Annotated in this window: 19 protein-coding genes and 1 pseudogene; 10 read left to right on the top strand and 10 right to left on the bottom strand. The window is 68.3% G+C overall.

From position 1 onward, the window contains the following. Positions 1-80: 80 nt before the first annotated feature. The 3 genes from AORI_RS74550 to AORI_RS74560 are packed head-to-tail and all read left to right on the top strand — an operon-like array spanning position 81 to position 2,332. Positions 81-821 carry a maleate cis-trans isomerase family protein gene (locus AORI_RS74550; protein ID WP_016336992.1) on the top strand — a complete coding sequence of 247 codons (741 nt, stop codon included), beginning with the start codon at positions 81-83 and terminating at the stop codon, positions 819-821. Positions 822-865: 44 nt separating this feature from the next. Further along, a complete protein-coding gene (locus AORI_RS74555) occupies positions 866-1,636 on the top strand; it encodes a maleate cis-trans isomerase family protein (RefSeq protein ID WP_016336993.1) in 771 nt (256 codons plus the stop codon). A gap of 3 nt (positions 1,637-1,639) precedes the next feature. Continuing rightward, a complete protein-coding gene (locus tag AORI_RS74560) occupies positions 1,640-2,332 on the top strand; it encodes a GntR family transcriptional regulator (protein WP_016336994.1) in 693 nt (230 codons plus the stop codon). A gap of 4 nt (positions 2,333-2,336) precedes the next feature. Here AORI_RS74560 and AORI_RS74565 read toward each other — a convergent pair whose 3' ends face one another. The 3 genes from AORI_RS74565 to AORI_RS74575 all read right to left on the bottom strand — a co-directional run bounded on the left by AORI_RS74565 (position 2,337) and on the right by AORI_RS74575 (position 5,819). Then, entirely contained in the window at positions 2,337-2,813 is a 477-nt protein-coding gene (locus AORI_RS74565) for a DUF4262 domain-containing protein (RefSeq protein ID WP_016336995.1), read from the bottom strand. Between the two features lie 484 nt (positions 2,814-3,297). Then, on the bottom strand, positions 3,298-4,359 hold the full coding sequence (locus AORI_RS74570; RefSeq protein WP_016336996.1) for a tartrate dehydrogenase: 1,062 nt from the start codon (positions 4,357-4,359) through the stop codon (positions 3,298-3,300). Further along, positions 4,356-5,819: an NAD-dependent succinate-semialdehyde dehydrogenase gene (locus AORI_RS74575; RefSeq protein WP_016336997.1), complete on the bottom strand. Its 1,464-nt coding sequence runs from the start codon at positions 5,817-5,819 to the stop codon at positions 4,356-4,358. The genes AORI_RS74570 and AORI_RS74575 overlap by 4 nt, the downstream gene beginning before the upstream one ends. A gap of 88 nt (positions 5,820-5,907) precedes the next feature. On the opposite strand from AORI_RS74575, the gene AORI_RS74580 reads away from it, so the two are divergent. Both AORI_RS74580 and AORI_RS74585 read left to right on the top strand, forming a co-directional pair. Then, positions 5,908-7,158 (top strand): aspartate aminotransferase family protein, encoded by a 1,251-nt coding sequence (locus AORI_RS74580; protein ID WP_016336998.1) that lies wholly within the window; start codon positions 5,908-5,910, stop codon positions 7,156-7,158. Then, positions 7,158-7,655 carry a DUF3830 family protein gene (locus AORI_RS74585; RefSeq protein WP_007033814.1) on the top strand — a complete coding sequence of 166 codons (498 nt, stop codon included), beginning with the start codon at positions 7,158-7,160 and terminating at the stop codon, positions 7,653-7,655. Before AORI_RS74580 ends, AORI_RS74585 begins: the two co-directional genes overlap by 1 nt. 59 nt (positions 7,656-7,714) lie before the next feature. On the opposite strand, the gene AORI_RS74590 is transcribed toward AORI_RS74585, so the two are convergent. Continuing rightward, positions 7,715-8,701 (bottom strand): hypothetical protein, encoded by a 987-nt coding sequence (locus AORI_RS74590; protein WP_043849158.1) that lies wholly within the window; start codon positions 8,699-8,701, stop codon positions 7,715-7,717. A 149-nt stretch (positions 8,702-8,850) separates the two neighbouring features. On the opposite strand from AORI_RS74590, the gene AORI_RS74595 reads away from it, so the two are divergent. After that, complete coding sequence (locus AORI_RS74595) at positions 8,851-11,838, top strand: BTAD domain-containing putative transcriptional regulator (protein ID WP_228688241.1); 2,988 nt, start codon at positions 8,851-8,853, stop codon at positions 11,836-11,838. Here the strand turns inward: AORI_RS74595 and AORI_RS74600 are convergent. Beyond that, positions 11,822-12,613 (bottom strand): Calx-beta domain-containing protein, encoded by a 792-nt coding sequence (locus tag AORI_RS74600; RefSeq protein WP_016337001.1) that lies wholly within the window; start codon positions 12,611-12,613, stop codon positions 11,822-11,824. The two genes, AORI_RS74595 and AORI_RS74600, sit on opposite strands and share 17 nt — an antisense overlap. Before the next feature lie 188 nt (positions 12,614-12,801). Here AORI_RS74600 and AORI_RS74605 point away from each other — a divergent pair, with 188 nt between their 5' ends. Both AORI_RS74605 and AORI_RS74610 read left to right on the top strand, forming a co-directional pair. Then, positions 12,802-14,184: an FAD-binding oxidoreductase gene (locus AORI_RS74605; protein WP_016337002.1), complete on the top strand. Its 1,383-nt coding sequence runs from the start codon at positions 12,802-12,804 to the stop codon at positions 14,182-14,184. 12 nt (positions 14,185-14,196) lie between these two features. Then, a complete protein-coding gene (locus tag AORI_RS74610) occupies positions 14,197-15,750 on the top strand; it encodes an acetolactate synthase large subunit (protein WP_016337003.1) in 1,554 nt (517 codons plus the stop codon). A gap of 52 nt (positions 15,751-15,802) precedes the next feature. Here the strand turns inward: AORI_RS74610 and AORI_RS74615 are convergent, their stop codons facing one another. The 5 genes and pseudogenes from AORI_RS74615 to AORI_RS74635 form a co-directional block, all read right to left on the bottom strand. Next, a complete protein-coding gene (locus AORI_RS74615; protein ID WP_016337004.1) occupies positions 15,803-17,230 on the bottom strand; it encodes an MFS transporter in 1,428 nt (475 codons plus the stop codon). Between the two features lie 57 nt (positions 17,231-17,287). After that, on the bottom strand, positions 17,288-17,764 hold the full coding sequence (locus tag AORI_RS74620) for a DUF3761 domain-containing protein (RefSeq protein WP_016337005.1): 477 nt from the start codon (positions 17,762-17,764) through the stop codon (positions 17,288-17,290). 72 nt (positions 17,765-17,836) lie between these two features. After that, a pseudogene (locus tag AORI_RS82295) lies at positions 17,837-18,589 on the bottom strand (SDR family NAD(P)-dependent oxidoreductase). 9 nt (positions 18,590-18,598) lie between these two features. Beyond that, complete coding sequence (locus tag AORI_RS74630) at positions 18,599-19,486, bottom strand: SRPBCC family protein (RefSeq protein WP_016337006.1); 888 nt, start codon at positions 19,484-19,486, stop codon at positions 18,599-18,601. Then, complete coding sequence (locus AORI_RS74635) at positions 19,479-20,036, bottom strand: ArsR/SmtB family transcription factor (RefSeq protein WP_016337007.1); 558 nt, start codon at positions 20,034-20,036, stop codon at positions 19,479-19,481. The genes AORI_RS74630 and AORI_RS74635 overlap by 8 nt, the downstream gene beginning before the upstream one ends. A gap of 84 nt (positions 20,037-20,120) precedes the next feature. On the opposite strand from AORI_RS74635, the gene AORI_RS74640 reads away from it, so the two are divergent. Both AORI_RS74640 and AORI_RS74645 read left to right on the top strand, forming a co-directional pair. After that, the gene (locus tag AORI_RS74640) at positions 20,121-21,197 is read left to right on the top strand and encodes a sensor histidine kinase (protein WP_016337008.1); all 1,077 of its coding nucleotides are present in this window, start codon (positions 20,121-20,123) and stop codon (positions 21,195-21,197) included. Then, entirely contained in the window at positions 21,194-21,862 is a 669-nt protein-coding gene (locus AORI_RS74645; protein WP_016337009.1) for a response regulator, read from the top strand. The genes AORI_RS74640 and AORI_RS74645 overlap by 4 nt, the downstream gene beginning before the upstream one ends. Positions 21,863-21,880 lie beyond the last annotated feature (18 nt).

Here is a 21,880-nt window from a genome sequence, read left to right on the forward strand (position 1 = left end):
TCGTATGATTGTCAACAATCCGAGGAACGACCCCCGGAGCACCGGACCTGTGACAGCAGAAGCTTTCCGGAGGCTGAGACTTGGATTTCGACTTACTGGAGTTCGAAGGCCCGTTGGCGCAGCGCGGTATCGGCGTGATCGCCCCCTTCGACCTCGCTCTGGAACGCGAGCTATGGCGCTGGGTACCCATGGAGGTCTCCCTCCATCTGGCGCGCACGCCGTACGAGCCGGTGCCCGTCAGCATGGAGATGGCCCAGCTCGTCAGCGACAGCAGGCATCTCGCCGCCGCCACGAGGGACGTGCTCCACGTGGAGCCCGAAGTCGTCGCCTATCTGTGCACCTCCGGCAGTTTCGTCAACGGTGTGGACTACGAACGTTCTCTGACCAAGGCGATCTGCGACGCGGGCGCGACGGACGCCGTCACCACGTCCGGAGCGCTGGCGGAGGTCCTGCATCAGCTCGACCTCCACCGGGTCTCGGTGCTGACGCCCTACGACGGCGACCTGACCGGGAAGCTGCACGACTTCCTGGCCGAACTCGGCGTCCGCACCGTTTCGAGCGACCACCTCGGCCTGGGCGGCGGCATCTGGAAGGTCAGCTACCGGACCATCGCCGAACGCATCCTCGCCGCCGACCACGCCGACGCGGAAGCCATCTTCGTCAGTTGCACCAACCTCCCCACCTACGATCTGATCGAGCCGCTCGAAAGCGCGCTCGGCAAACCCGTCCTCACTGCCAACCAGCTCACGATGTGGGCCTGCCTCCGGCGGATGAACCTGCCGATCGTCGGGCCCGGCAAGTGGCTCCGGGAGGTCGACTGACCTCTTCCCTTACGATTGTCGACAATCTGCCCTCCGGAGGTTCCGTGCCCATCACGCCGTTCGCCCCACCCGAGCCGCCGTCCGAGACGACCACCATCGGGTTCATCTACCCCGATCACGCGGCCGAAGACGACTACCCGCTCGCGGAACAGCTCCTCGGCGGGGACATGGCCGGGATCAAACTGCCGGTCGAGCACATCTACGGAACCGATCTCCACGCCGTGCCCGAGCTACTGGACCTCGGCAGCGAAAGCCGGCTCGCCGACGGCGCCGCGCTGCTCGCCAAGCACGAACCGGACGCGGTGGTCTGGGCGTGCACGAGCGGCAGTTTCGTCTACGGCTGGGAAGGCGCCCGAGACCAGGCCGACCGGCTGGCCGCCGTCGCCGGTGTCCCGGCGTCGAGCACGTCCTTCGCCTTCGTCAACGCCGCACGGGCGCTCGGCGTCCGGCGGGTCGCGGTCGCCGCCAGCTACCCGGACGACGTCGCCCGGCTGTTCGTCGAGTTCCTCGGCGCGGGCGGGATCGAAGTGGTCTCGATGGGCAGCGCGGATATCGACACCGCCGCCGAAGTCGGCGATCTCAGCCCGGAGGCCGTCGTCGAACTCGCGGTGAGCCGCGACCATCCGGCCGCCGACGCCCTGCTCGTCCCCGACACCGCCATGCGGACGCTCGGCGAGATCAACACACTCGAAACCCGGATCCGCAAGCCGGTGCTGACCGCCAACCAGGTCACCGTGTGGGAGGGCCTGCGGCTCACCGGGAAGTCCCCGCTCGTCCGCACCTTGGGCGCCTTGTTCGGACAGAGGAGAAGCTGAGCCATGTCCTTGCCGGATATCGAGCCGGTCAGCCGGGAATCGACCGCCGGGATCATCGCGCGCCAGTTGCGGGACGCGATCATGACCGGCGCCCTCCCACCCGGCACCCAGCTCGGTGAAACGGATCTGGCCTCCCGGTTCCAGGTTTCGCGGGGACCGCTGCGCGAGGCGATGCAGCATCTCGTGTCCGAAGGGCTCCTGCGCAGCGAGCGGCACCGCGGACTGTTCGTGATCGACCTCGAACCCGGCGACGTCTACGACATCTACTCGGCACGCTCGGCCATCGAACGAGCCGCGATGCTGCGCGCCTTGCGCGGGGACCGGGAACGGGTCGCCACCGAACTCGAGGAGGCCGTGCGCGCCATGGCCGCCGCCGCGGACGAGGACGACCCGACCGCGCTCTCCTGGGCGGACCTCCGTTTCCACGAGGCGCTAATCGCCGCCTCCGGCAGCAAACGGCTCGTGCGCATGGCGCGGACCCTGTTGATCGAGACCAGGATGTGCCTCACCGCGCTGCAGGGGACCTATCAGCAGGTCGAAGAACGGGTCACCGAGCACACCAGCATCATCGAGGCCCTGCGGGCGGGCGACGAAGAGACCGCGCTTTCGCTGCTGGAGGCCCATATGGAGGACGCCGTCCAACGGCTGGCCCCGGGAACCAGCCTGCGGGAGGGCGAAGCTCCCGCTGTGCCTTAAAGAGTCAGCCACGGCCCCGCGCCCCCAGCACCGGTTGCCCACCGGTCCCGCCACGGAACTCCCTGTCCCACGGCCAATTGCCGTGCTCGTCCTCGTAGACCAGTTGCAGGGCCCGGAAGTTCTCGCCGTACAGCAGAACAGCGGTGAGCAGGTGCGCCGACGGAGAACTGAGCGGGACGACCTCCAACGACGGCCAACCCACCTCCGCGGGCAGTACCTCTCCCGGCTCCGGCGGCCCCGACCGGACCACCTGCTGGGCGAAATAATTCAGCAGCTGGCCGGATCTTCGTTCTCTCAGGCCGGTGACGACGAGCTCCGGAAGCCCGGCGTCGGTGAGCCCGACCGTGTACGCGAAGCCCGGTTGGACGATTCCGCGCTCGACCGTCTGCACCATCCAGCCGTACTTGCGGATCAGGGGACGGACCTCCTCGACGAGGTAGTCGTCGCGGGTCTTTCCGGGGTTGTCGCAATGCCAGCACATCGGCACTCCTCCAGTCGTCGAATCCGATGATCGACACTGTGCACCGCGGCACCGACAAAAACCCACACCCCGGATCGGCGCACGGGCGGCGAACGGGCTTTCATACTGGACTTCGCGCCGAGATTCCCTTTAGTGGCAACGTTTTTCGTCTTGAGAAAATATGCTGATTGCCGAGAAGGAAGAACCTGCGGAGTTCAACGGCCGGGGCCGCGGCGGGGGTCGGCACTATCGAGGGGTACGGCGAACGTGATGTGTTGCGAAAGCCACTTTCGCAACACTGAAGGTTGGGAAAGTGGCTTTCGCAACCTTCAGCGGCCTGTCGTGCACTACATGCCCTGCGAAGTGAATCCAACCCGCTCGACATCTAGACCGTGAAGGCCCCTTCCTTGCGTTAAACGCAGCGAAGGGGCCTTAACGTACTAACCGAAATCGTGAATGGACCATTCATGACATCCGGGACTTGACACGCCACCAGGAGGATGGTTCAAGATAGAGCGGCGACCACCGCGGACCCGAGTTCGGCGGTGGTGGACTTCCCGCCGAGGTCTGGGGTCTGCACGGTCCCCTCCTCGAGAACCTTTTCCACGGCCGCGCGTACATCTTGTGCCGCAACGGTTTCCCCGAGATGTTCGAGCAGCATCGCCCCCGCCAGGATCTGCGCCACCGGATTCGCGATGCCCTGTCCGGCGATGTCGGGAGCGCTGCCGTGCACCGCCTCGAACATGGAAGGAAGCTCACCGGTCGGATTGATATTGCCCGAAGGCGCCATCCCGAGCCCACCCGTCACGGCCGCCGCCAGGTCGCTCAGGATGTCGCCGAACAGATTGGAAGCGACCACGACGTCGAGCCGGTCCGGCGCCTGCACCATCCGCGCGGCGAGCGCGTCGACATGGCATTGTTCGGCGTGCACGTCCGGATACTCCGAAGAGACCTCGGCGAAGATCTCGTCCCAGAACGGCATCGAGTGAATGAGCCCGTTGGATTTGGTCGCCGAGCAGACCCGCCCCGTCCGCGTCTTCGCCAACTCGAAGGCATAGCGGATGATCCGCTCCACCCCGACCCGCGTGAACACGGACTCCTGTAAGACGAACTCGTTGCCCAGACCGCGATTGTGCCTGCCACCGAGCTCCGAGTACTCGCCCTCGGAGTTCTCCCGGACGATCACCATCTCCAGTTCGTCGGCGCTCCGGCCGGCCAATGCCGACGTCGTCCCCGGCAGCAGCCGGACCGGCCGGAGGTTGACGTACTGACCGAACGCACGCCGAACCGGGATGAGGAGGCCCCACAACGAAACATGATCCGGGACACCGGGAAAGCCCACGGCACCGAGAAAGATCCCGTCGAACCGGGAGAGTTGCTCGATACCGTCGTCCGGCATCATCGAGCCGGTCTTGGTGTACCGCTCACAACTCCAGTCGAACTCCGTCCAGGACAAGGAGAAATCGTGCGATGCCGCCGCGCGGTCGAGGACCTTGCGGGCCTCGACCGTCACGTCGACACCGATCCCGTCGCCGGGGATACTCGCGATCCGATACGAAGAAGTCACAGAGCCACCGCGATGTACTTGGTCTCGAGGAACTCGTCGATGCCGACGGTGCCGCCCTCGCGGCCGAGTCCGGATTGCTTGATCCCGCCGAACGGCGCCGCCGGATTCGAGACCAGCCCTTGGTTGAGGCCGATCATGCCGGCCTCCAGCCGTTCCGAAACCCGCAGAGCCCGCTTGAGATCGGAGGTGTACACATAGGACACGAGACCGAATTCGGTGTCGTTCGCCGCCGCGATGGCCTCGTCCTCGCTGTCGAACGGAGTGATCGGGGCGACCGGCCCGAAGATCTCTTCCGAAGCGAGCCTGGCGTCCTTCGGAACGTCGGTAAGCACCGTGGCCTGATAGAAGTTACCCGGGCCGTCCACAGTGGACCCACCGGTGAGGACGCGCGCTCCTCGCTCGGTGGCGTCGGAGACCAGGCCGCTGACCTTCTCGACGGCGGCTTCGTCGATGAGAGGGCCGACGACGACACCCTCCTCGGTGCCACGCCCCATGGGCAGGGCCTCCATACGCTCGGTGAGGCGCCGGGAGAACTCGTCGACAATGCCCCGCTGGACATAGAAGCGGTTCGCGGCCGTGCAGGCCTCACCGATGTTGCGCATCTTCGCGGTCATCGCGCCTTCGACCGCCGCGTCGAGGTCGGCGTCTTCGAATACGAGGAAGGGGGCGTTGCCGCCGAGTTCCATCGAAGTGCGGAGCACCTTGTCCGCGCACTGTTCCAGCAGCTTCCGGCCGACGCCGGTCGAGCCGGTGAAGGACAGCTTCCGGGCGCGGCCGTCCCGGATCAACGGCTCCATCACGCCGCCGGAGTCCGACGTCGTCAGCACGTTCAGCACGCCTTCGGGCAATCCCGCTTCGGCGAGGATGGCCGCGAGGGCCAACATCGAAAGGGGGGTTTGAGCAGCGGGCTTGATGACCATCGTGCAGCCTGCCGCCACCGCGGGCCCGATCTTGCGGGTGCCCATCGCCATGGGGAAGTTCCACGGCGTGATCAGCAGACACGGACCGACCGGCTGCTTGGTCACGAGGAACCGGCCTGTCCCGTTGGGAGCGACGGCGTAACCACCGTCGATCCGGACGGCTTCCTCCGCGAACCAGCGGAAGAACTCGGCCGCATAGGTGATCTCGCCCTTCGACTCCGCGAGCGGCTTGCCCATCTCGAGGGTCATCAGCAGTGCGAGTTCGTCGGCGCGCTTGATCAGCAGTTCGTAGGCGCGGCGCAGGATCTCACCGCGTTCACGCGGGGCGACGTTCGCCCAGTCGGCCTGCGCGGCGACGGCCGCGTCGAGTGCGCTGACACCGTCCGCCGGTGACGCGTCGGCCACCTCGCACAGGGCTTCACCCGTCGAGGGGTCGAGAACGGGGAAGGTCTTCCCGTCCGCTGCGGGCACCCACTTGCCGCCGATGAACAGTTCCTTGCCGACCGACGTGACCACGCCGGCCTCACTGATCGAGCTCATCCCAACGCTCCTCCATGTTGTCCCGAACGCCATGCTATGGATATTGTCAACAATCGACAACAGCTCAGCCGACCTAGGAGCGCAGCCCATGGCCCAGCTATCACCGCTGCTCAAGCAGGCAACGCCGGTCGTGGTCGACCACGGTGAAGGGGTTTACCTCTACGGCACCGATGGCAAACGTCACCTGGATTTCACCGCCGGTATCGGCGTGACCAGCACCGGCCACTGTCATCCGCACGTGGTGAGCGCGGCGCAGGAGCAGATCGGCAAACTCATCCACGGGCAGTACACGACGGTCATGCACAAGCCGATGCTGGAGCTGACCGAGAAGCTGGGCGGTGTCTTGCCGGAGGGCCTGGACTCACTCTTCTACGCGAACTCCGGCAGCGAGGCGGTCGAGGCGGCGCTCCGGCTGTCACGGCAGGCGACCAAGCGGCCCAACGTCATCGTCTTCCAGGGCGGGTTCCACGGCCGGACCGTCGCGGCGGCGACGATGACGACGTCGGGCACCCGGTTCAGCGCCGGGATCTCGCCGCTCATGTCCGGCGTGCACGTCGCGCCCTTCCCGTACGCCTTCCACTACGGCTGGGACGAGGAGACGGCGACGAAGTTCGCCCTGCGCGAGCTCGACTACCTGTTCGCGACGGTCTGCGCGCCGAACGAGACGGCGGCGTTCTTCATCGAGCCAGTGCTCGGCGAAGGCGGGTACGTCCCGGCGAACGCCGAGTTCCTCGCCGGGTTGCGGGAACGCGCCGACAAGCACGGGATCCTGCTGGTGATGGACGAGATCCAGACCGGCTTCGGCCGGACGGGGCGGTTCTGGGGGCACGAGCACTTCGGGGTACGCCCGGACATCGTGCTCATCGCGAAGGGGCTCGCGAGCGGCTTCCCGATCTCGGGCATCGCCGCGTCGGAGGAGCTGATGGCGAAGGCACTCCCCGGTTCCCAGGGCGGGACCTACGGCGGCAACGCGGTGGCCTGCGCCGCGGCGATCGCCACACTCGAGGTGATCCAGCGCGAAGGTCTGGTCGAGAACGCCGCCGAACGAGGACGTCAGCTCCTGGAAGGCGTGCGGGTGATCGCGGACAAGTCGCCGTCGATCGGTGACGTACGCGGGCTGGGGCTGCTGGTCGGATCCGAATTCACCACGCCGGATGGCGAGCCGGACACGGCGAAGGCCCAGGCGGCACAGAAAGCCGCGTCCTCCAACGGGTTGCTTCTGCTGACCTGCGGGGCGTACATGAACGTCGTCCGGATGGTGCCGCCGCTGATCGTCGACTCCGAACAGGTCGACGAGGCGCTGCGGATCTGGGGCGACGTCGTGGCGGGGGTCGAGTGATGGCCCGGTACATCACGATCACCCTGGACAAGCGCGGGGTCTCCTGCCGTGCCCGGCTGCTCGACGCCGAAGCCCCGCGAACCTGCCGCGCGGTGTGGGACGCGTTGCCGCAGAGTGGTTCGGCATACCACGCGAAGTACGCGCGCAACGAGGTCTACACGCTCGTGCCGCCCTTCGCCGAGCCGAAACCGGGCCGCGAAAACCCCACGGTGACCCCGATTCCGGGGGACGTCGTGTACTTCGGCTTCGAGGCTTGGGAGATCGGCAACCCGGCGTACGGCTACGACGAGGGCAGTGAGGCGCACAGCGATCAGGGCGCGACGGATCTCGCGATCTTCTACGGCCGCAACAACCTGCTGATCAACGGCGACGCGGGCTGGGTGCCCGGCAACGTGTTCGCGACGATCGAAGAGGGGCTGGCCGAGATGGCGGAAGCCGCGCAGGATCTCTGGCTGCGCGGTGTCGAGGGCGAGACGCTTTCGTTCGCCCGCGCGTGAACCCGTGGGCGGTGCGGGTTTCCACCCTCACCGCCCACGGGCCGGCACCCCTCCCTGGCTTACTGTCGCGCTTCGGAGAGCCGGTACTCGACGCCACCGACCTCTTCGCCGCGCTGGTCGACCTGGGTCACGTTGACGGTGTACTGCTGTCCCCCTGCCGCCTCCGCTCCCGCGGTGAAACTCAGTCTGGCGCCCACCTGTTCGCCGGACTTGAACGTCAAACCGCTGATCCGGGCTCTCTGCGGATCGACGATGGCCAGCTCGGTCTCGCCGATCCGTGCGACACCTTCACCCTTCGCGCCGGCGGCCCGCCAGCGCGCGGCGAGGTCGGGGCCGAGATCGATGGTGATCCGTCCCGGGCCGGTGAACGGCCTGCCCGGCTGGGTGAAGACGATGTCGCCGACCGCGGTGGGGTCGGGACCGTCCCAGCCGAACACGATCGGCCGGTACTCGGGGATCTTGATCCGGAACGGCAGGACGTTCACGTTGTGCCAGCCGATGTTGTTGTTGTTCCGTGCGTTCGCCGACGTACTCAGGCCTTCGGTCGGCAGATCGGTCGGCGAAAGCCACCGTGCCAGCAGGCAGAAGTGCGAGCCGAGCGGGACCTTCCACGGGATGACGACCGTCTTGGTGCCGTAGGGAACGCTCACATTGGAAAGCGAACCGATGTAGTTCCACTGGCTCGGCCATTGGGCCACGGTGCCTTGGCTCGTGTAGTAGACCTGCAGTGTCCCCTTCTCGAGCTTGTCCCCGTACGGACCAGGGTTGTTCAGGTTGACGTGGATGTAGACGGTTTCTCCAGCGACGACCGGCGCGTCGGTGACGCAAGGGATCTGTCCCTTGCACACCCGGATGTCGGGGCTGGAGTAGAGCGAACCGGTCGAGGGTTCGAACCCGACATCGGCCGTGTTGTCGCGGATGAAGACGTCGCTCCGGTCCGCCGGGGCGGCCTGCACCGCCGGCGCGACCCCCGCGAACAGTGTCGCGGCGGCCAAGACGGCCGAGGCGAGCAGTGTTCGCCTGCGCCGCGGATTCCTGCTGATCATGTTCCCCTCCTTGGGCGAAACGTTCGACCCGTCGACCGTCGGCCACACCGGTTGTGGCGCGGTTGTCGAGATCGTGTGCCCTAATCGGCCGATTTCGGTGGGTCTTCGGCCGGATACGCTCACCGAGGTCACATGCCGGAGGGAGCAGGGTGCCCGGGCCAGGGGAACTGCGGGTGCTGGGCCCGGTCGAAGCGATCGGCCCCACCGGGCGGGCGGAGTTGCACGGCGCCCGCCAGCGAGCCGTGCTCGGCGTTCTCGCCCTGCACGCGGGCTCGGTCGTCCCGATCCCCCGGCTGGTCGATGTGCTCTGGGGTGAGGATCCGCCGCGCACCGCGGTGAAGACCCTGCACAGCCATGTCGCCCGGATCCGGCAGGCACTGGAGGACTGCGGATTCCCGCTGGTCCTGCAGACGCGCAAACCCGGGTACGTCCTGACGATCGCACAGTCCTCTGTCGACGCTCTCCGCTTCGAAGAAGAACTTCGTGCCGCCAAGCGGAGTAATCCCGGTCAGGCGGTGACGGCGCTGCGTGAGGCGTTGCGGCTCTGGCGCGGCGAGGCCTTCGCGGACGCCGAACTCGACGGCTGGGGCCTGCGCGAGGTCGAGCGGCTGCAAGAGCTACGGCTGTCCGCCTGGGAAGAACTTTGGGACGCAGAGCTCCGGCTCGGTGAACACGAGGAGGTCCTCCGGGAACTTCCGCGGCTCCGGGCCGAACAGCCGTACCGCGAACGGCTCGCAGCACTGCACATGCTCGCCCTGCATCGCTGCGGAAGGCATGCCGAGGCGCTGGAGACGTTCCAGGCCGTACGCAGAGGACTGGCCGACGAGTTCGGCGTGGATCCCGGACCGGAACTGGTCGAACTGCACACGTCGATTCTGCGACGCGCGCCCGAACTCGACGCACCCGCCCGGGGCACCGCGCCCGCACAGCTCCCCGCCCGTGTCGGGCACTTCACCGGGCGGCAGCAGGAGCTCGCTTCACTCGACGAGCTTCTCGACGAGGCCGAGCCGCCGGTCGTGGTGATCTCCGGGGCGGCGGGGATGGGGAAGTCCGCGCTCGCCGTGCAGTGGGCGCACCGCATCGCGGACCGCTTCCCCGACGGTCAGCTCTTCCTCGATCTGGCCGGGCACGACCCGCACGAGGCGGTCTCGCCGGGCGACGCGCTCGCGCATCTGTCGCGCGGGCTCGGCCTTCCTGACGACCGGCTGCCCGACGCGACGGCCGAACGCGCGGCGCTCTACCGCTCATTGCTGCACGGCAGGCGTTGCGTGATCGTCGCCGACAACGCGGGCGGCGTCGAGCAGATCCTTCCGCTCGTTCCCGGCACGGCGAAGACGATGCTGATCGTCACGAGCAGGCAGACGCTGGCGGCGCTCGGCAGCAGGCACGCCGTGCGGGTGTTCGCCCTCGACGCGCTGGCCGATCCGGAATCGATGACCCTGCTCACCCGGGTTCTGGGTGCCGATCGCGTCGCCCGCGAACCCGGGCAGGCCGCGCGGCTGGCCAGGCTGTGCGACGGGATGCCGTTGGCGTTGCGGATCGCCGCCGCGCGCCTGACCGGCGAGCCGAGCCGTCCGATCGCGGAGCTCACCCGTGAGCTGACCGGCGCCGGACGATTGGAAACCCTTGCGGTACAAGGGGATTCCCGGACCGTCAAAACCGTCCTCGCGAGTGCCTACCTGCCGCTGGAGCGTGCTTCGGCCCGGCTGTTCCGGCTGTCCGGGCTGATCCCTGGCACATCGTTCAGCGTGGCGCTCGGCGGCGCGCTGTGCGGGGTGCCAGCCGAAGCGGGCCGGGCCGCGGCCGCCGAGTTGTCCGCGGCGCACCTGATCACCCCTGCCGGCCCGGACCGCTACCGTCTCCACGATCTGATCCGCGAGTTCGCCGTCGCGTGCGCCCGCACCGACGAAACGACGTCGAGCCGCGCCGAGGCGGCGGACCGGCTGATCGACTGGTACCTGCACGTCGCCGCCGAGGCGAACCGGATCATCGACCCGAACCGCGATCTGGTCACCCTGGCGTTGCGGCATCCGGCACCCGGGCTGCCGTTCCCGGCGGAAAGACGCGCGGCGCTGGCGTTCCTGGGGGCCGAGCGGGCGAATCTGCTGCCCGTGGTGCGGTTCGCCCGCGAACACGGCCGCAACACCGCCGCTTGGCAGCTGACCTACCTGCTCACCAGTTTCTACGACACCACCGGCGGCTGGAACGAGCGGATCGGGCTCTGCCGCGAGGGCGCCGCGGCGGCCGTCGAGCTCGACGATCCGTTGGCGGAGGCGGAAATGCTGCGTGCGCTGGGCGCGGCCTACTTCATGACCCGCAGGCTGACGGACGCGCTCGAAACCAACGCCCGTGCGCTGAAGGCCGCCCGCGCGGCGGGTGATCTCGAAGGCGAAGGGCACATCTACAACAACACCGCGAACGCCTACGCCGCGCTTCGCCGGTTCGACGAGGCGATCACCGCGTACCAGCTGGCCGTGGAGCGATGTACCTCGGCGGGCAACAGGCTCGGGCGTGCCCTGTCCCAGCGCAACCTCGGCCACGCCTATATTCGCCGCGGCCAGCCGATGGACGGCCTCAGCCCCCTGACGGCCGCGCTGGAGACGTTCCGCGAACTCGGCAACGCCCGGCTGGAAGCGGCCACCCTGGACACGCTCGGCGAGGCCTACGAGGAACTCGGCGATCACGACGTTGCGCTGGACCACCTCGGCAAGGCGCTGGCCGCGTCCAGGGCGATCGGCGACCGCTGGCAGGAGTGGGAGTCGCTGCTGCACGCCGGCCAGGTCCACCTCGCCCGCAAGGACTTCCGGGCCGCGCGGAACGACTTCGACCAGGCGCTGCTGATCAGCCGGGACGTCGGGAACCGGCACAGCGAGGCGGCCGCGCTCGACCGGCTCGGCCGTGCCCATCTGGGGCTCGGCGATCTGGCGGCGGCGCGGGAAAGCCTCGAACGCGGCATCGCGGTCCGGGCGGGCGTCCCTGATCCGTACGAGGAGGCTCATCTGCACCGCGACCTCGGCGACCTGGAGACACGGTGCGGGGACACGGCCGCCGCGGCCGCCCACTGGGCTCGAGCGATCGAGCTGTACCGGCGGGCGAACGCGACGGCCGACGCCGACCTCGTCACCCGGCGGGGCTGATCACCACGGTCGAGGTCGCGTACACGAGCCTGCCCTGCGACGGCTCGAAGAACTCGACCCGCGCCTTCCCCGTTTGCCCGGGCACGACCGCGAGCTCGGCGTATCCCCTGGTCTCACCACGCTGGAAGGTGACCACACCGTCCTTCACCGGCTCGTGGGCGGAGCCTTCGGTGCGATAGCGGATCGTGAGCGGTCCCGCGAGCCACGGCCGGGAAAGCACGAGCGGCACCTTGCAGGTGGCGGCCTGCGCGAAGTTGGGCGGGATCGACCAGCAGATCTCGCCTTCCTGGGTGGTGGCCAGCGGCACGGTCTTGACCTTGTCGTCGTCGGCCACCCAGGCGACGCCGACGCTGTGCCCGATCCGCAGGCCTTTCCCGCCGTAGAGGTGCAGCGAGAACATCTCGTCGTTCTCGACGAAGGAATCGGCGCGGACCTTGACCGCGACCGTCTGCGTGTCCGCCCGCCCGGCCCAGGTCAGCGTGCCCGCGCGCGGCAGATAATCGACGCTCTCCTTCGCGACGAAGGCCGAATCGACCGGCGAGCCGTTGCCCTCGATCGTCCGGTACTCGACCGAGCCCTGCGGTGCGCAACCGCCGTCGGCGAGTGAAACGGTGAACAGAAGGGTGGTGTACCCGGCGCTTGTCCCTTCGGCCTGGCTGACGCCGCTGACGTTCACCACGGGCACGGTGCAGCCCGCTTCCCCGCCTTCGGCCACCGGCACCGCGAGCCCGAACACGATCGCGAGCGACGCCCCCAGCGCCGCGATCCGCCTCATCCTTGATCCCATCGAGCGTCCTCCCCTTCCGACGGGCCGCCGTGGCCCGCTGCGACATGGGTAACCGAGTGAGGTTGTCGTGAGGTTGTGACCAGCGGAAGCAAACATGAAAATGATTCATGGCCATCCCCGCCCACGACGTACTACGCTTCGGTAACCAGGCAAAGAAGCGTGAGGAAGGGCAGTCGATGGGCGATGTTGCGGCACGGTTCGCCAAGATCGTCGGGGACGCGAACTTGCTGTCAGGCGAGGCGATCCCCGAGGACTACGCACACGACGAGGCGCTGACCACCTCGGCGCAGAGGCCCGCCTACCTGGCGAAACCAGGAAGCACCGAAGAGGTCGCGGAGCTGCTGAAGGCGGCAGGCGAACACGGCGTGCCGGTCACCGCGCGCGGTTCGGGCACCGGCCTTTCGGGTGCCGCGCGGCCTCGCGAAGACGGCCTGGTGATCTCTTTCGAGCGGATGAACGCCGTGCTTGAGATCGACACCGAAAACCACGTCGCCGTCGTTCAGCCCGGCGTCACACTGTCCGATTTGGACGAAAAGACCACGGAAGCCGGACTCGGCTACACCGTCTACCCCGGGGAACTGAGCGCGAGTGTCGGCGGCAACGTCGGCACCAACGCGGGCGGCATGCGTGCGGTCAAATACGGCGTCACGCGGCACAACGTGGTCGGCCTGCAGGCCGTGCTGCCGACCGGTGAGATCATCCGGACCGGCGGCAAGACCTCGAAGGTGTCGACGGGATACGACCTGACCCAGCTGATCATCGGCTCCGAAGGCACCCTCGCGATCGCCACCGAGGTCATCGTGAAGCTGTACCCGCGCCTGCCGCACGGTGCCACGGTGTTCGCCCCGTTCGAGACCTTCGACGAGGTGATGACCGTCGTCCCGAAGATCATCTCCAGCGGGCTCGCGCCGCACATCCTCGAGTACATCGACAACCTGACGCTCGCCGCGATCAGCTACAACGAGAAACTCAGCCTCGGCGTGCCGGACTCGATCCGGGACACCGCGCAGGCCTATCTGGTGGTGGCGCTGGAAAACCGCGACAGCGACCGGCTGCACTCCGACATCGAGGAGCTCGGCGGGCTGTTGGGAGACCTCGGCGCGATGGACGTGTACGTGCTCGAAGGCCCTTCGGCGCGCAAGCTCATCGAGGCACGCGAAAAGGCGTTCTGGACGGCCAAGGCGGCCGGCGCCGACGACGTCATCGACGTGGTGGTCCCGAGGTCCGCCATGCCCGAGTTCCTGCGCAAGGCGAGGGAAATGGCGTTGTCGCGCGAGGCGGGCGCGCTCGGCTGCGGCCATGCCGGCGACGGCAACGTCCACCTCGCCATCTTCTGCAAGGACGCGGACAAACGGAAACAGCTGCTGACCGACATCTTCGCGCTCGGCATGGAACTCGGCGGCGCGATCTCCGGCGAACACGGCCTCGGAAGGGCCAAGGCCGGCTACTTCCTCGACCTGGAGGACCCGGCGAAGATCGCGCTGATGCGCCGGATCAAGGAAAGCTTCGACCCGGCCGGGATCCTCAACCCCGGCGTTCTTTTCGCTGAGAGGGCTTGAAAAGTGAGTGAGATGAACGGCGCCCAGTCCCTGATCCGCACGCTCGTCGACGCGGGCGTCGACGTGTGCTTCTCGAATCCGGGCACCTCGGAGATGCACTTCGTGGCCGCGCTCGACTCCGTGCCCGAGATGCGCGGCGTGCTCGGCCTGTTCGAAGGCGTCGTCACCGGCGCCGCGGACGGATACGCGCGCATCGCCGACAAGCCGGCCGCGACGCTGCTGCACCTCGGCCCCGGACTCGGGAACGGGCTGGCGAACCTGCACAACGCGCGCCGCGCCCACACTCCGATCGTCAACGTGATCGGCGACCACGCGACCTACCACAAGCAGTACGACGCCCCGCTCGAATCGGACATCGAGGCGGTCGCCGGTTCGCTCGAAGGCTGGGTCCGCCGCTCGGAGCACACGAAGGACGTCGGCGCCGATGCCGCCGCGGCGGTCGCGGCCTCCCAAGACGCCCCCGGACAGGTGGCGACCCTGATCCTCCCTGCCGACGCGTCCTGGGGCGAGGGCGGCGAAACCTGCGCGCCCATCCCGCCTCGGATCCCGCAGGTCGTCGACGCGACGACGGTGAAGAACATCGCCGAAGTGCTGACCAGTGGTGAACCGGTCGCCCTGCTCGTCGGTGGCAGCGGTTGTCGCGAGGCCGGACTGCGCGCGACCAGCCGGATCGCGGCCGCGACCGGGGTGAAGACGTTCGTCGAGACCTTCCCCGCCCGGCTCGAACGCGGCGAAGGCCTGCCGACGATCGAGCGGCTGGGCTATCTCGCCGAGCAGGTCGCGTACCAGCTCGACGGGATCAAGCACGTGATCGTCGCCGGCACGAAGGCACCTGTTTCGTTCTTCGCCTACCCCGGCAAGGCGAGCAATCTGGTGCCCGAAGGCGCACAGGTCCATGTGCTCGCCGATGTCGCGCAGGACGTGCCGCGGGCTCTGACCGACGTGGCGGAACTGGTCGCGGCCGAGACCGAGCCCGTACTGCAGGAGGCCGCCCGGCCCGCCCTGCCTTCCGGGCCGCTGACCCCGCAGAACTGGGTCGAGGTGATCGGCGCGCTGCTGCCGGAACGCGCGATCATCGCCGACGAAGCGAACACGTCCGGGCTGTTGCTGCCCGCCGCGACCGCGGGTGCGCCCCGGCACGACGTGCTGACCCTGACCGGCGGCGCGATCGGCTACGGCATGCCCGTCGCGACCGGCGCCGCCGTCGCCGCGCCGGACCGGCCGGTGATCAACCTGCAGTCCGACGGCAGCGCGCTGTACACGATTTCGGCGTTGTGGACGCAGGCCCGGGAGAATCTCAACGTCACCACGGTCCTGCTGAACAACCGCGCGTACGCGATCCTGCGGCTGGAGCTGCAGCGGGTCGGCGCGGACGCCAACGGCCCCAAAGCGAACGAACTGCTCGACCTTTCCCGGCCCGACATGGACTTCGTCAAGATCGCCGAAGGCATGGGCGTCCCGGCGACCAGGGCGACGACCGCGGAGGAGCTGGCCGAGCAGTTCCAGCGCGCGCTGGCCGAGCCGGGACCGCACCTGATCGACGCGATCGTCCCGACCCTGTTCTGAGCGGAGTGCCCTTGCGTTGCGATGAAATCCTTTCATCGCAACGCAAGGCGCGCTAGTGGACCGAAGCGACCAGCGGCTCGGGCTGACGTTGCTTCGGCACGAAAACGGTCAAGACGAGCCCCAGGAGCGCCGCACCGGCGGCGACCACGAAGCTCAGCCGGAATCCGGCCGCGGACGGGACGGAAACCCCGCCGACGGTGATCGCCAGCGACGCGAGCATGGACGCCATCACCGCGCTGGACGTCGACGTGCCGACGGAGCGCATCAGCGAGTTCAGCCCGTTCGCGGACGCGGTTTCGGTGACCGGGACCGAGCCCATGATCAGCGCGGGCATGGCCGCGTAAGCGATGCCCACGCCACCGCCGATGATGATCGACGCCGTGATCAGCTCGAGAGCGTTGTCCATCAACATGGTCGCGAAGACATACCCGGTCGCGATGGTGGTGGCACCGACCATCAGCGTCGTACGCGGTCCGTAGCGCTCGATGAGCCGGGCCGAAACCGGCGACAGCATGAACATGACCAGACCGTTCGGCGCGAGGCAGAGTCCGGCCTGCACCATCGTCAGGCCGAGGCCGTAGCCGGTCGACGCGGGCGCCTGCAGCAGCTGCGGGAACGACAACGCCATCGAGTACAGCGCGAAACCGATCATGATCGACGCGAGGTTGGTGAACAGCACCGGGCGCCGCGCGGAGACCCGCAGGTCCACGAGCGGATCCCGGCGCCGCAGCTGGTAGGCGCCCCAGACCAGAAGGATCACCACCGCGCTCCCGCCGAAGGCCAGCGTGCGGCCGCTACCCCAGCCCCATTCGCTGCCTTTGACGATCGGCAACAGCAGGCAGACCAGGCCGACGGTCAGCCCCACCGCACCGAGGTAGTCGAACGGCGCCGGCGTCTTCACCGGCGACTCCGGCACCACGAAGAGGATCAGCAGCCCGCAAACGAGCCCGAGCCCCGCCGACGCCCAGAAGAGGACGTGCCAGTCGGCGTTCTGCGCGACCAGCGCCGATACCGGGAGCCCGATGGCACCGCCGACACCGAGCGTCGAACTCATCACCGAGATCGCGGCGCCGACCCGTTCCGGTGCGAGTTCGTCGCGCATGATGCTGATCCCCAGCGGGATCGCGCCCATCGCGCAGCCCTGAAGCCCTCGGCCGACGACCATCAGCGCGAGCGAACTCGTCAGCGCCGACACCACCGAACCGGCGACCAGGAACCCCAGGCTGATCAGCAGCAACCGGCGCTTGCCGTAGAGGTCGCCGAGCCTGCCGCTCACCGGCATCACCACGGCTCCGGCGATGAGGGTCGCCGTCACCACCCACGACGCGTCCGACGGGGTCGTGTCGAGCAGCCGGGGGAACGCCGGGATGAGCGGGACGACGAGCGTCTGCATGAACGAGGCCACCAGCCCGCAGGTGGCAAGCACGACCACGAAGATCCGGGGCGAAGGTGCCCGTCCGGCCGGTTTCACCATGCGCATCCCATGATCCGACCTTACACAGCACCACCCTTCCCAGTGAATGAACAACGGACGGGATCACAGCCAGGTACGGACCCCGCCGTGCCCGGAGCAGGTGCCGCGGCGGTTCTGGCTGTAGCTGTACGAACCGTCCTTGCAGAGGGCGGTCGCACCGTCGGCCGCGCCGGGGCCGCTCGCCGGCCGATGGACGCACACACCGTCGGTGTTGCGGTAGTAGTCGCTTCCGCATTCCGCCGGATTCGGTGCCTTCGGCGTCGCCTGCGTGGTCTTCGGACGCGTCTTCGTCGGTTTCGGCTCGACCTGCTTCGGTACCTCGACCGCGGCTGTGGTCGTCGGAACGAACTGCTGAGGTGTCGGCGTGGGCGTCGCCGTGGTCGTGGTCGTCGGCGGTGTCCACGTGCTGGTCGCCGGCGTCGACATCCGACTGCTCGCCGGCGTGACCCGCCCGGTGGGCACGGTCTCCACCCCGCAGGCTCCGGCGACCAGAAGTCCGATCGCCAGTGCCATGCCCAGCTTCGTTGCGCTCTTCGGCATAACAACCTCCCCAGCACCTGGTAGTGCCGCGTAGTCGGGAGATCGTTCGCCGGTGTTAACGGCGGCCGCGGGTCAGTCGACCATCGTGCCGCAACTGATATTCAGCGCAGTCGCCGTCATGCTGCGCGCGTGGTCCGATGCGGCGAAGGCGGCCACCCGGGCGACGTCTTCGAGCGACGCCGTCCGCTTGAGCATCGTCGCGTCGACCATGTCACGGATCGCGTCTTCGAGCCCGGCGTCCGCCGGGATCGTCTCCGGAATCCCGCCGGTGCGCAGGGTCACGACACGGATGCCCTGCGGTCCGAGCTCGCACGCCAGCCCTCACCGCAACGCCTCCAGCGCACTGAACGCGACCTGGAGCCCACCAAGGTGATGTCCCGGCAGCGGATCACCGTCGCCGCCGAACATCAGGATCACCCCGGACCCCTGCTCGATCATGTGCCGGGCGGCCGCCCGCGCGGTCAGGAAGTTCGTCCGCACCGCCGTCCGGACCGGGCTTTCCAGGTCCTCCACCGACATTTCGACCAGCGGAGTGCCTTGGACGTCATTGTGCGTGATCACGTTCATCGAGATGTCGACGCTGCCCGCCGTGGAAGCCACCGAAGCGGCATGCTCGACGATGGCGGCTTCGTCCAGCGCGTCGAATTCCGCCGTTTCCGCTTTCCCGCCCGCCGCCCGGATTTCGTCGGCCAGCGCGTCGAGCTTCTTCAGGGTGCGGCCGGTGAGGTGGACGGTCGCGCCCTCCCTGGCGAATCCGCGTGCCACCGCGCTCCCGATCCCGCCCGCCGCACCGTAGATGATCGCGTTCCTGCCTTCGAGCAACATCGCTTCCTCCTATTTTCCATCCAGTGTGATGAGACCTTCGGGCATTCCTTCCAGCTGAACGTCGGCCCACAGTGGGAGCCACGGGTCGATCTCGTGGAACCGGCGCAATTCCGCCAAACCGCTGAGCCAGCCCATCCACGAGCCGTAGGGCGGCTTCTCGTCGGAGAATCCACTTTGGACGAACGTGAGCTTGGTGCCGCCGCCGGAATCCTCGAGCTCCCACGTGGCGACGACGCCGTCCTGGTACGCGAGCGACATCTTCGAGCCGGGCACCAGGTCGACGATCTTCGCCGGATTCGGGTCGTTCTCCAGCGACCCCATCGCCCAGCGGCCGCCGACCTCGGTCTCCGCCTCGATCCGGGCGCCGAACCAGCGCGTGAACACGGCGGGATCGGCGATCGAGGAGTAGACCTCACCGCGTGGCGCGTCGATCCGCACCTCTTCGCTCATCAGCGGGGAGGTGAGGTCGCAGCGGGCGGTGAGCGGCCGTCCTTCGACGTGGTCGGCGAGGTTCGAGACGGAAAGCGCCCAGAACGTGTACATCAGGCCGAGTGACGAATCCGGGTCTTCCAGCATCGCGGTGTAGTCCGGCAGACCGCTCTGGCTGAACGACAAGGACGTCCCGTCCCCGTCTTCCGTCAGCGCGATCTCGACGACGGTCTCCTTCCCGCCGACGGTCCACGCGAACCGCAGGACGTTGTCCTCGGCCAGCAACAGTCGCTGGCGCGGACGATCGCCCTCCGGCGTGTAGCGGCCCCAGAACTCGTACCGGGACGGCAGATCGACTTCCGCGTGTTCGGAAAGCCACTCGCGCAGCGCCCCGGGATCGGTCAGCGCGTGCCAGACCTCGTCGATCGGCGCACGCAGGCGCACCTGGAACCTCGTCGGTTCAGTCACGGGCATCTCCCTTCGGGTAACAGGCCACGGCGAGCTTGAAGGCGTCGCCTTCCGCTCCGCCGTAGCGGGTGAACAGGTCCTGCAAAGTCGTCTTCAGTTCGTCGAGGAACTCCTGGCGCCGCTCGGGCGCCACCCGGATCTCGCCGGAAACACCGATCGACGGCAGCTCCGGCGCGGCCCGGTCGAGCGCGGCGACGTCCGCCTGGACCTCCTCCATGAGGTCCACCAGGTAGCCCAGGCTCAGCTCGTCCCGCGCCACCCGAGGGCCGAGCCGCCCGACCAGCCCGGGTGACAGCCAGTACGAACGAGCGGTCGCCTGGTACACGCCCTCACTGACGGCGCGCACCTTCCGCTCCGACACCTGCTTCACGAGACCGGCTTCCACCAGTCGTTTCACGTGGTAATAGACCCGCTGCGGCGTCTGATCCAGCACCGTCGCCACCTCGGTGCACGACCGCGGCTCCGCCAGCTGCCGCAGGACGTCCACCCGCTGCGGTTTCAGCAACGCCTCCGCCTGGTCCAGCCGATCGAGGTACTCCACATCCTTCACGACGCCACACCCTTGATCACAAAAATCAGTTTGAACGTAAAAATCCATTTTGTCAATCGGCCCGGATCGCGCTACTCTCGTCGTGTGGCGATCCTGCGGCGGTACGCGGCGGAAATCGCGGTCACCGTGGCGGTGATCGCGGGTTCCGTCGTGGTCTCGCTCGGGGACGACGCGGAGACACCGCGCAACGCGGCCGTCGGCTGGACCTGCGTGGCGCTCGCGTGCGCGTCGTTGTTCCTGCGCCGCCGGTACCCGCTCCCCGTCGCGATCTTCACCGCGGTGTGTTGCGCGGTCTACTACCCGCAGACCGATCCGGACGGGTTCGTCCTGCTCGCGTTCGCCTTCGCGCTGTACAACAACGCCTCGACCGGGCGGATCCGGAGCGCGGCGGTCGTCGCGGCGGCCTCGATGGGCGGCGTCGCGATCGGCGAGATGGGGGCCGGCGCGGCACGGCAGGTGGACAACTTCGCGTTCCTGCTGATGGCGGGCTGGTTCATCGCGCTGGTCGCGGTCGGCGCCGTGACGTACTACCGCCGGGAAGCCGAGCGCACCAAGGAGGCCGAGGCGCAGCGAAGGGCCACCGAGGAGCGTCTCCGGATCGCGCGCGAACTGCACGACGTCCTCGGCCACAACCTGGCGCTCATCAACGTCCAGGCCGGCGCGGCCCTGCACGGCAAGGATCCGGCGAAATCCGAGGAGGCGCTGACCACGATCAAACAGACCAGCAAGGAGGCGTTGCGCGAACTCCGCGCCACCCTGGGCATGCTGCGGCAGGCGGACACCCCGAGCCTGGCCAGGGTCGCCGAACTGGCCGAGTCGGCGGGCGCGCACGGGCTCACCGTCCGGACCGAGATCGACGGCACGGCGACGGAGCTGCCACCCGATGTCGAACACGCCGCCTTCCGCGTGGTCCAGGAGGCGCTGACCAACGTCGCGCGCCACGCCGCCGCGAACACCGTCGTGGTGCGGATCGGCTACACGCCCCATGATGTGTCCGTGCAGATCGACGACGACGGCCGGGGAGGCGCGGCGGTACCCGGCAACGGGATCCGCGGCATGACAGAACGGGCGGAGGCACTCGGTGGCGAGCTCACCGCGGCCGCGCGCGAGGACGGCGGCTTCCGGGTACGCGCCCGGCTTCCCTTGCGGGTGAAGAGATGATCCGGGTACTGCTGGTCGACGATCAACGGCTGGTCCGCGCCGGCTTCAAATCCATTTTGGACAGTGAGGACGACATCAGCGTGGTCGCCGAAGCGGCCGACGGACGTGAATCCCTCGAAGCCGCGCGCGAACACGAACCCGACGTAGTCCTGATGGACATCCGGATGCCGGTGATGGACGGGCTCACCGCGACCCGGCATCTGCTCGGAGATCCGGCACGGGCCGGGACCAAGGTCGTCATCCTCACCACCTTCGACCTCGACGAGGACGTCTACGGCGCCTTGCGTGCGGGCGCCAGCGGGTTCCTGGTCAAGGACACCGAACCGGAGGAACTGATCCACGCCGTCCGGGTGGTCGCGAGGGGCGACGCGTTGCTCGCGCCGTCGATCACCCGCCGCCTGATCTCCGAATTCGCCGGGCGGGTGGACCGGCCCGCCCCCTCGCCCACCCTGAACCGGCTCACCGAGCGGGAACGCGAGGTGATGAGCCTCGTCGCGGCCGGACTGTCCAACGACGAGATCGCGAAGGAACTCGTGCTCAGCCCGGCGACGGCGAAGACGCACGTCAGCCGGATCATGACCAAGGTGGACGTCCGTGATCGCGCGCAGCTTGTCGTGCTGGCCTACGAATCGGGCATGGTCACCCCGCGCTGGTTGACCCCGTGACCACAACCCCGGTAGTAC

Source organism: Amycolatopsis keratiniphila, assembly GCF_000400635.2.
Classification (GTDB): domain Bacteria; phylum Actinomycetota; class Actinomycetes; order Mycobacteriales; family Pseudonocardiaceae; genus Amycolatopsis; species Amycolatopsis keratiniphila.

Excerpts from the sequence above, each read along its gene's own strand:
- AORI_RS74560 (WP_016336994.1), top strand. The coding sequence starts at position 1,640 with ATGTCCTTGCCGGATATCGAGCCGGTCAGCCGGGAATCGACCGCCGGG.
- AORI_RS74565 (WP_016336995.1), bottom strand. The coding sequence starts at position 2,813 with ATGTGCTGGCATTGCGACAACCCCGGAAAGACCCGCGACGACTACCTC.
- AORI_RS74575 (WP_016336997.1), bottom strand. The coding sequence starts at position 5,819 with ATGAGCTCGATCAGTGAGGCCGGCGTGGTCACGTCGGTCGGCAAGGAA.
- AORI_RS74580 (WP_016336998.1), top strand. The coding sequence starts at position 5,908 with ATGGCCCAGCTATCACCGCTGCTCAAGCAGGCAACGCCGGTCGTGGTC.
- AORI_RS74585 (WP_007033814.1), top strand. The coding sequence starts at position 7,158 with ATGGCCCGGTACATCACGATCACCCTGGACAAGCGCGGGGTCTCCTGC.
- AORI_RS74590 (WP_043849158.1), bottom strand. The coding sequence starts at position 8,701 with ATGATCAGCAGGAATCCGCGGCGCAGGCGAACACTGCTCGCCTCGGCC.
- AORI_RS74600 (WP_016337001.1), bottom strand. The coding sequence starts at position 12,613 with ATGAGGCGGATCGCGGCGCTGGGGGCGTCGCTCGCGATCGTGTTCGGG.
- AORI_RS74605 (WP_016337002.1), top strand. The coding sequence starts at position 12,802 with ATGGGCGATGTTGCGGCACGGTTCGCCAAGATCGTCGGGGACGCGAAC.
- AORI_RS74610 (WP_016337003.1), top strand. The coding sequence starts at position 14,197 with ATGAACGGCGCCCAGTCCCTGATCCGCACGCTCGTCGACGCGGGCGTC.
- AORI_RS74615 (WP_016337004.1), bottom strand. The coding sequence starts at position 17,230 with ATGCGCATGGTGAAACCGGCCGGACGGGCACCTTCGCCCCGGATCTTC.
- AORI_RS74620 (WP_016337005.1), bottom strand. The coding sequence starts at position 17,764 with ATGCCGAAGAGCGCAACGAAGCTGGGCATGGCACTGGCGATCGGACTT.
- AORI_RS74645 (WP_016337009.1), top strand. The coding sequence starts at position 21,194 with ATGATCCGGGTACTGCTGGTCGACGATCAACGGCTGGTCCGCGCCGGC.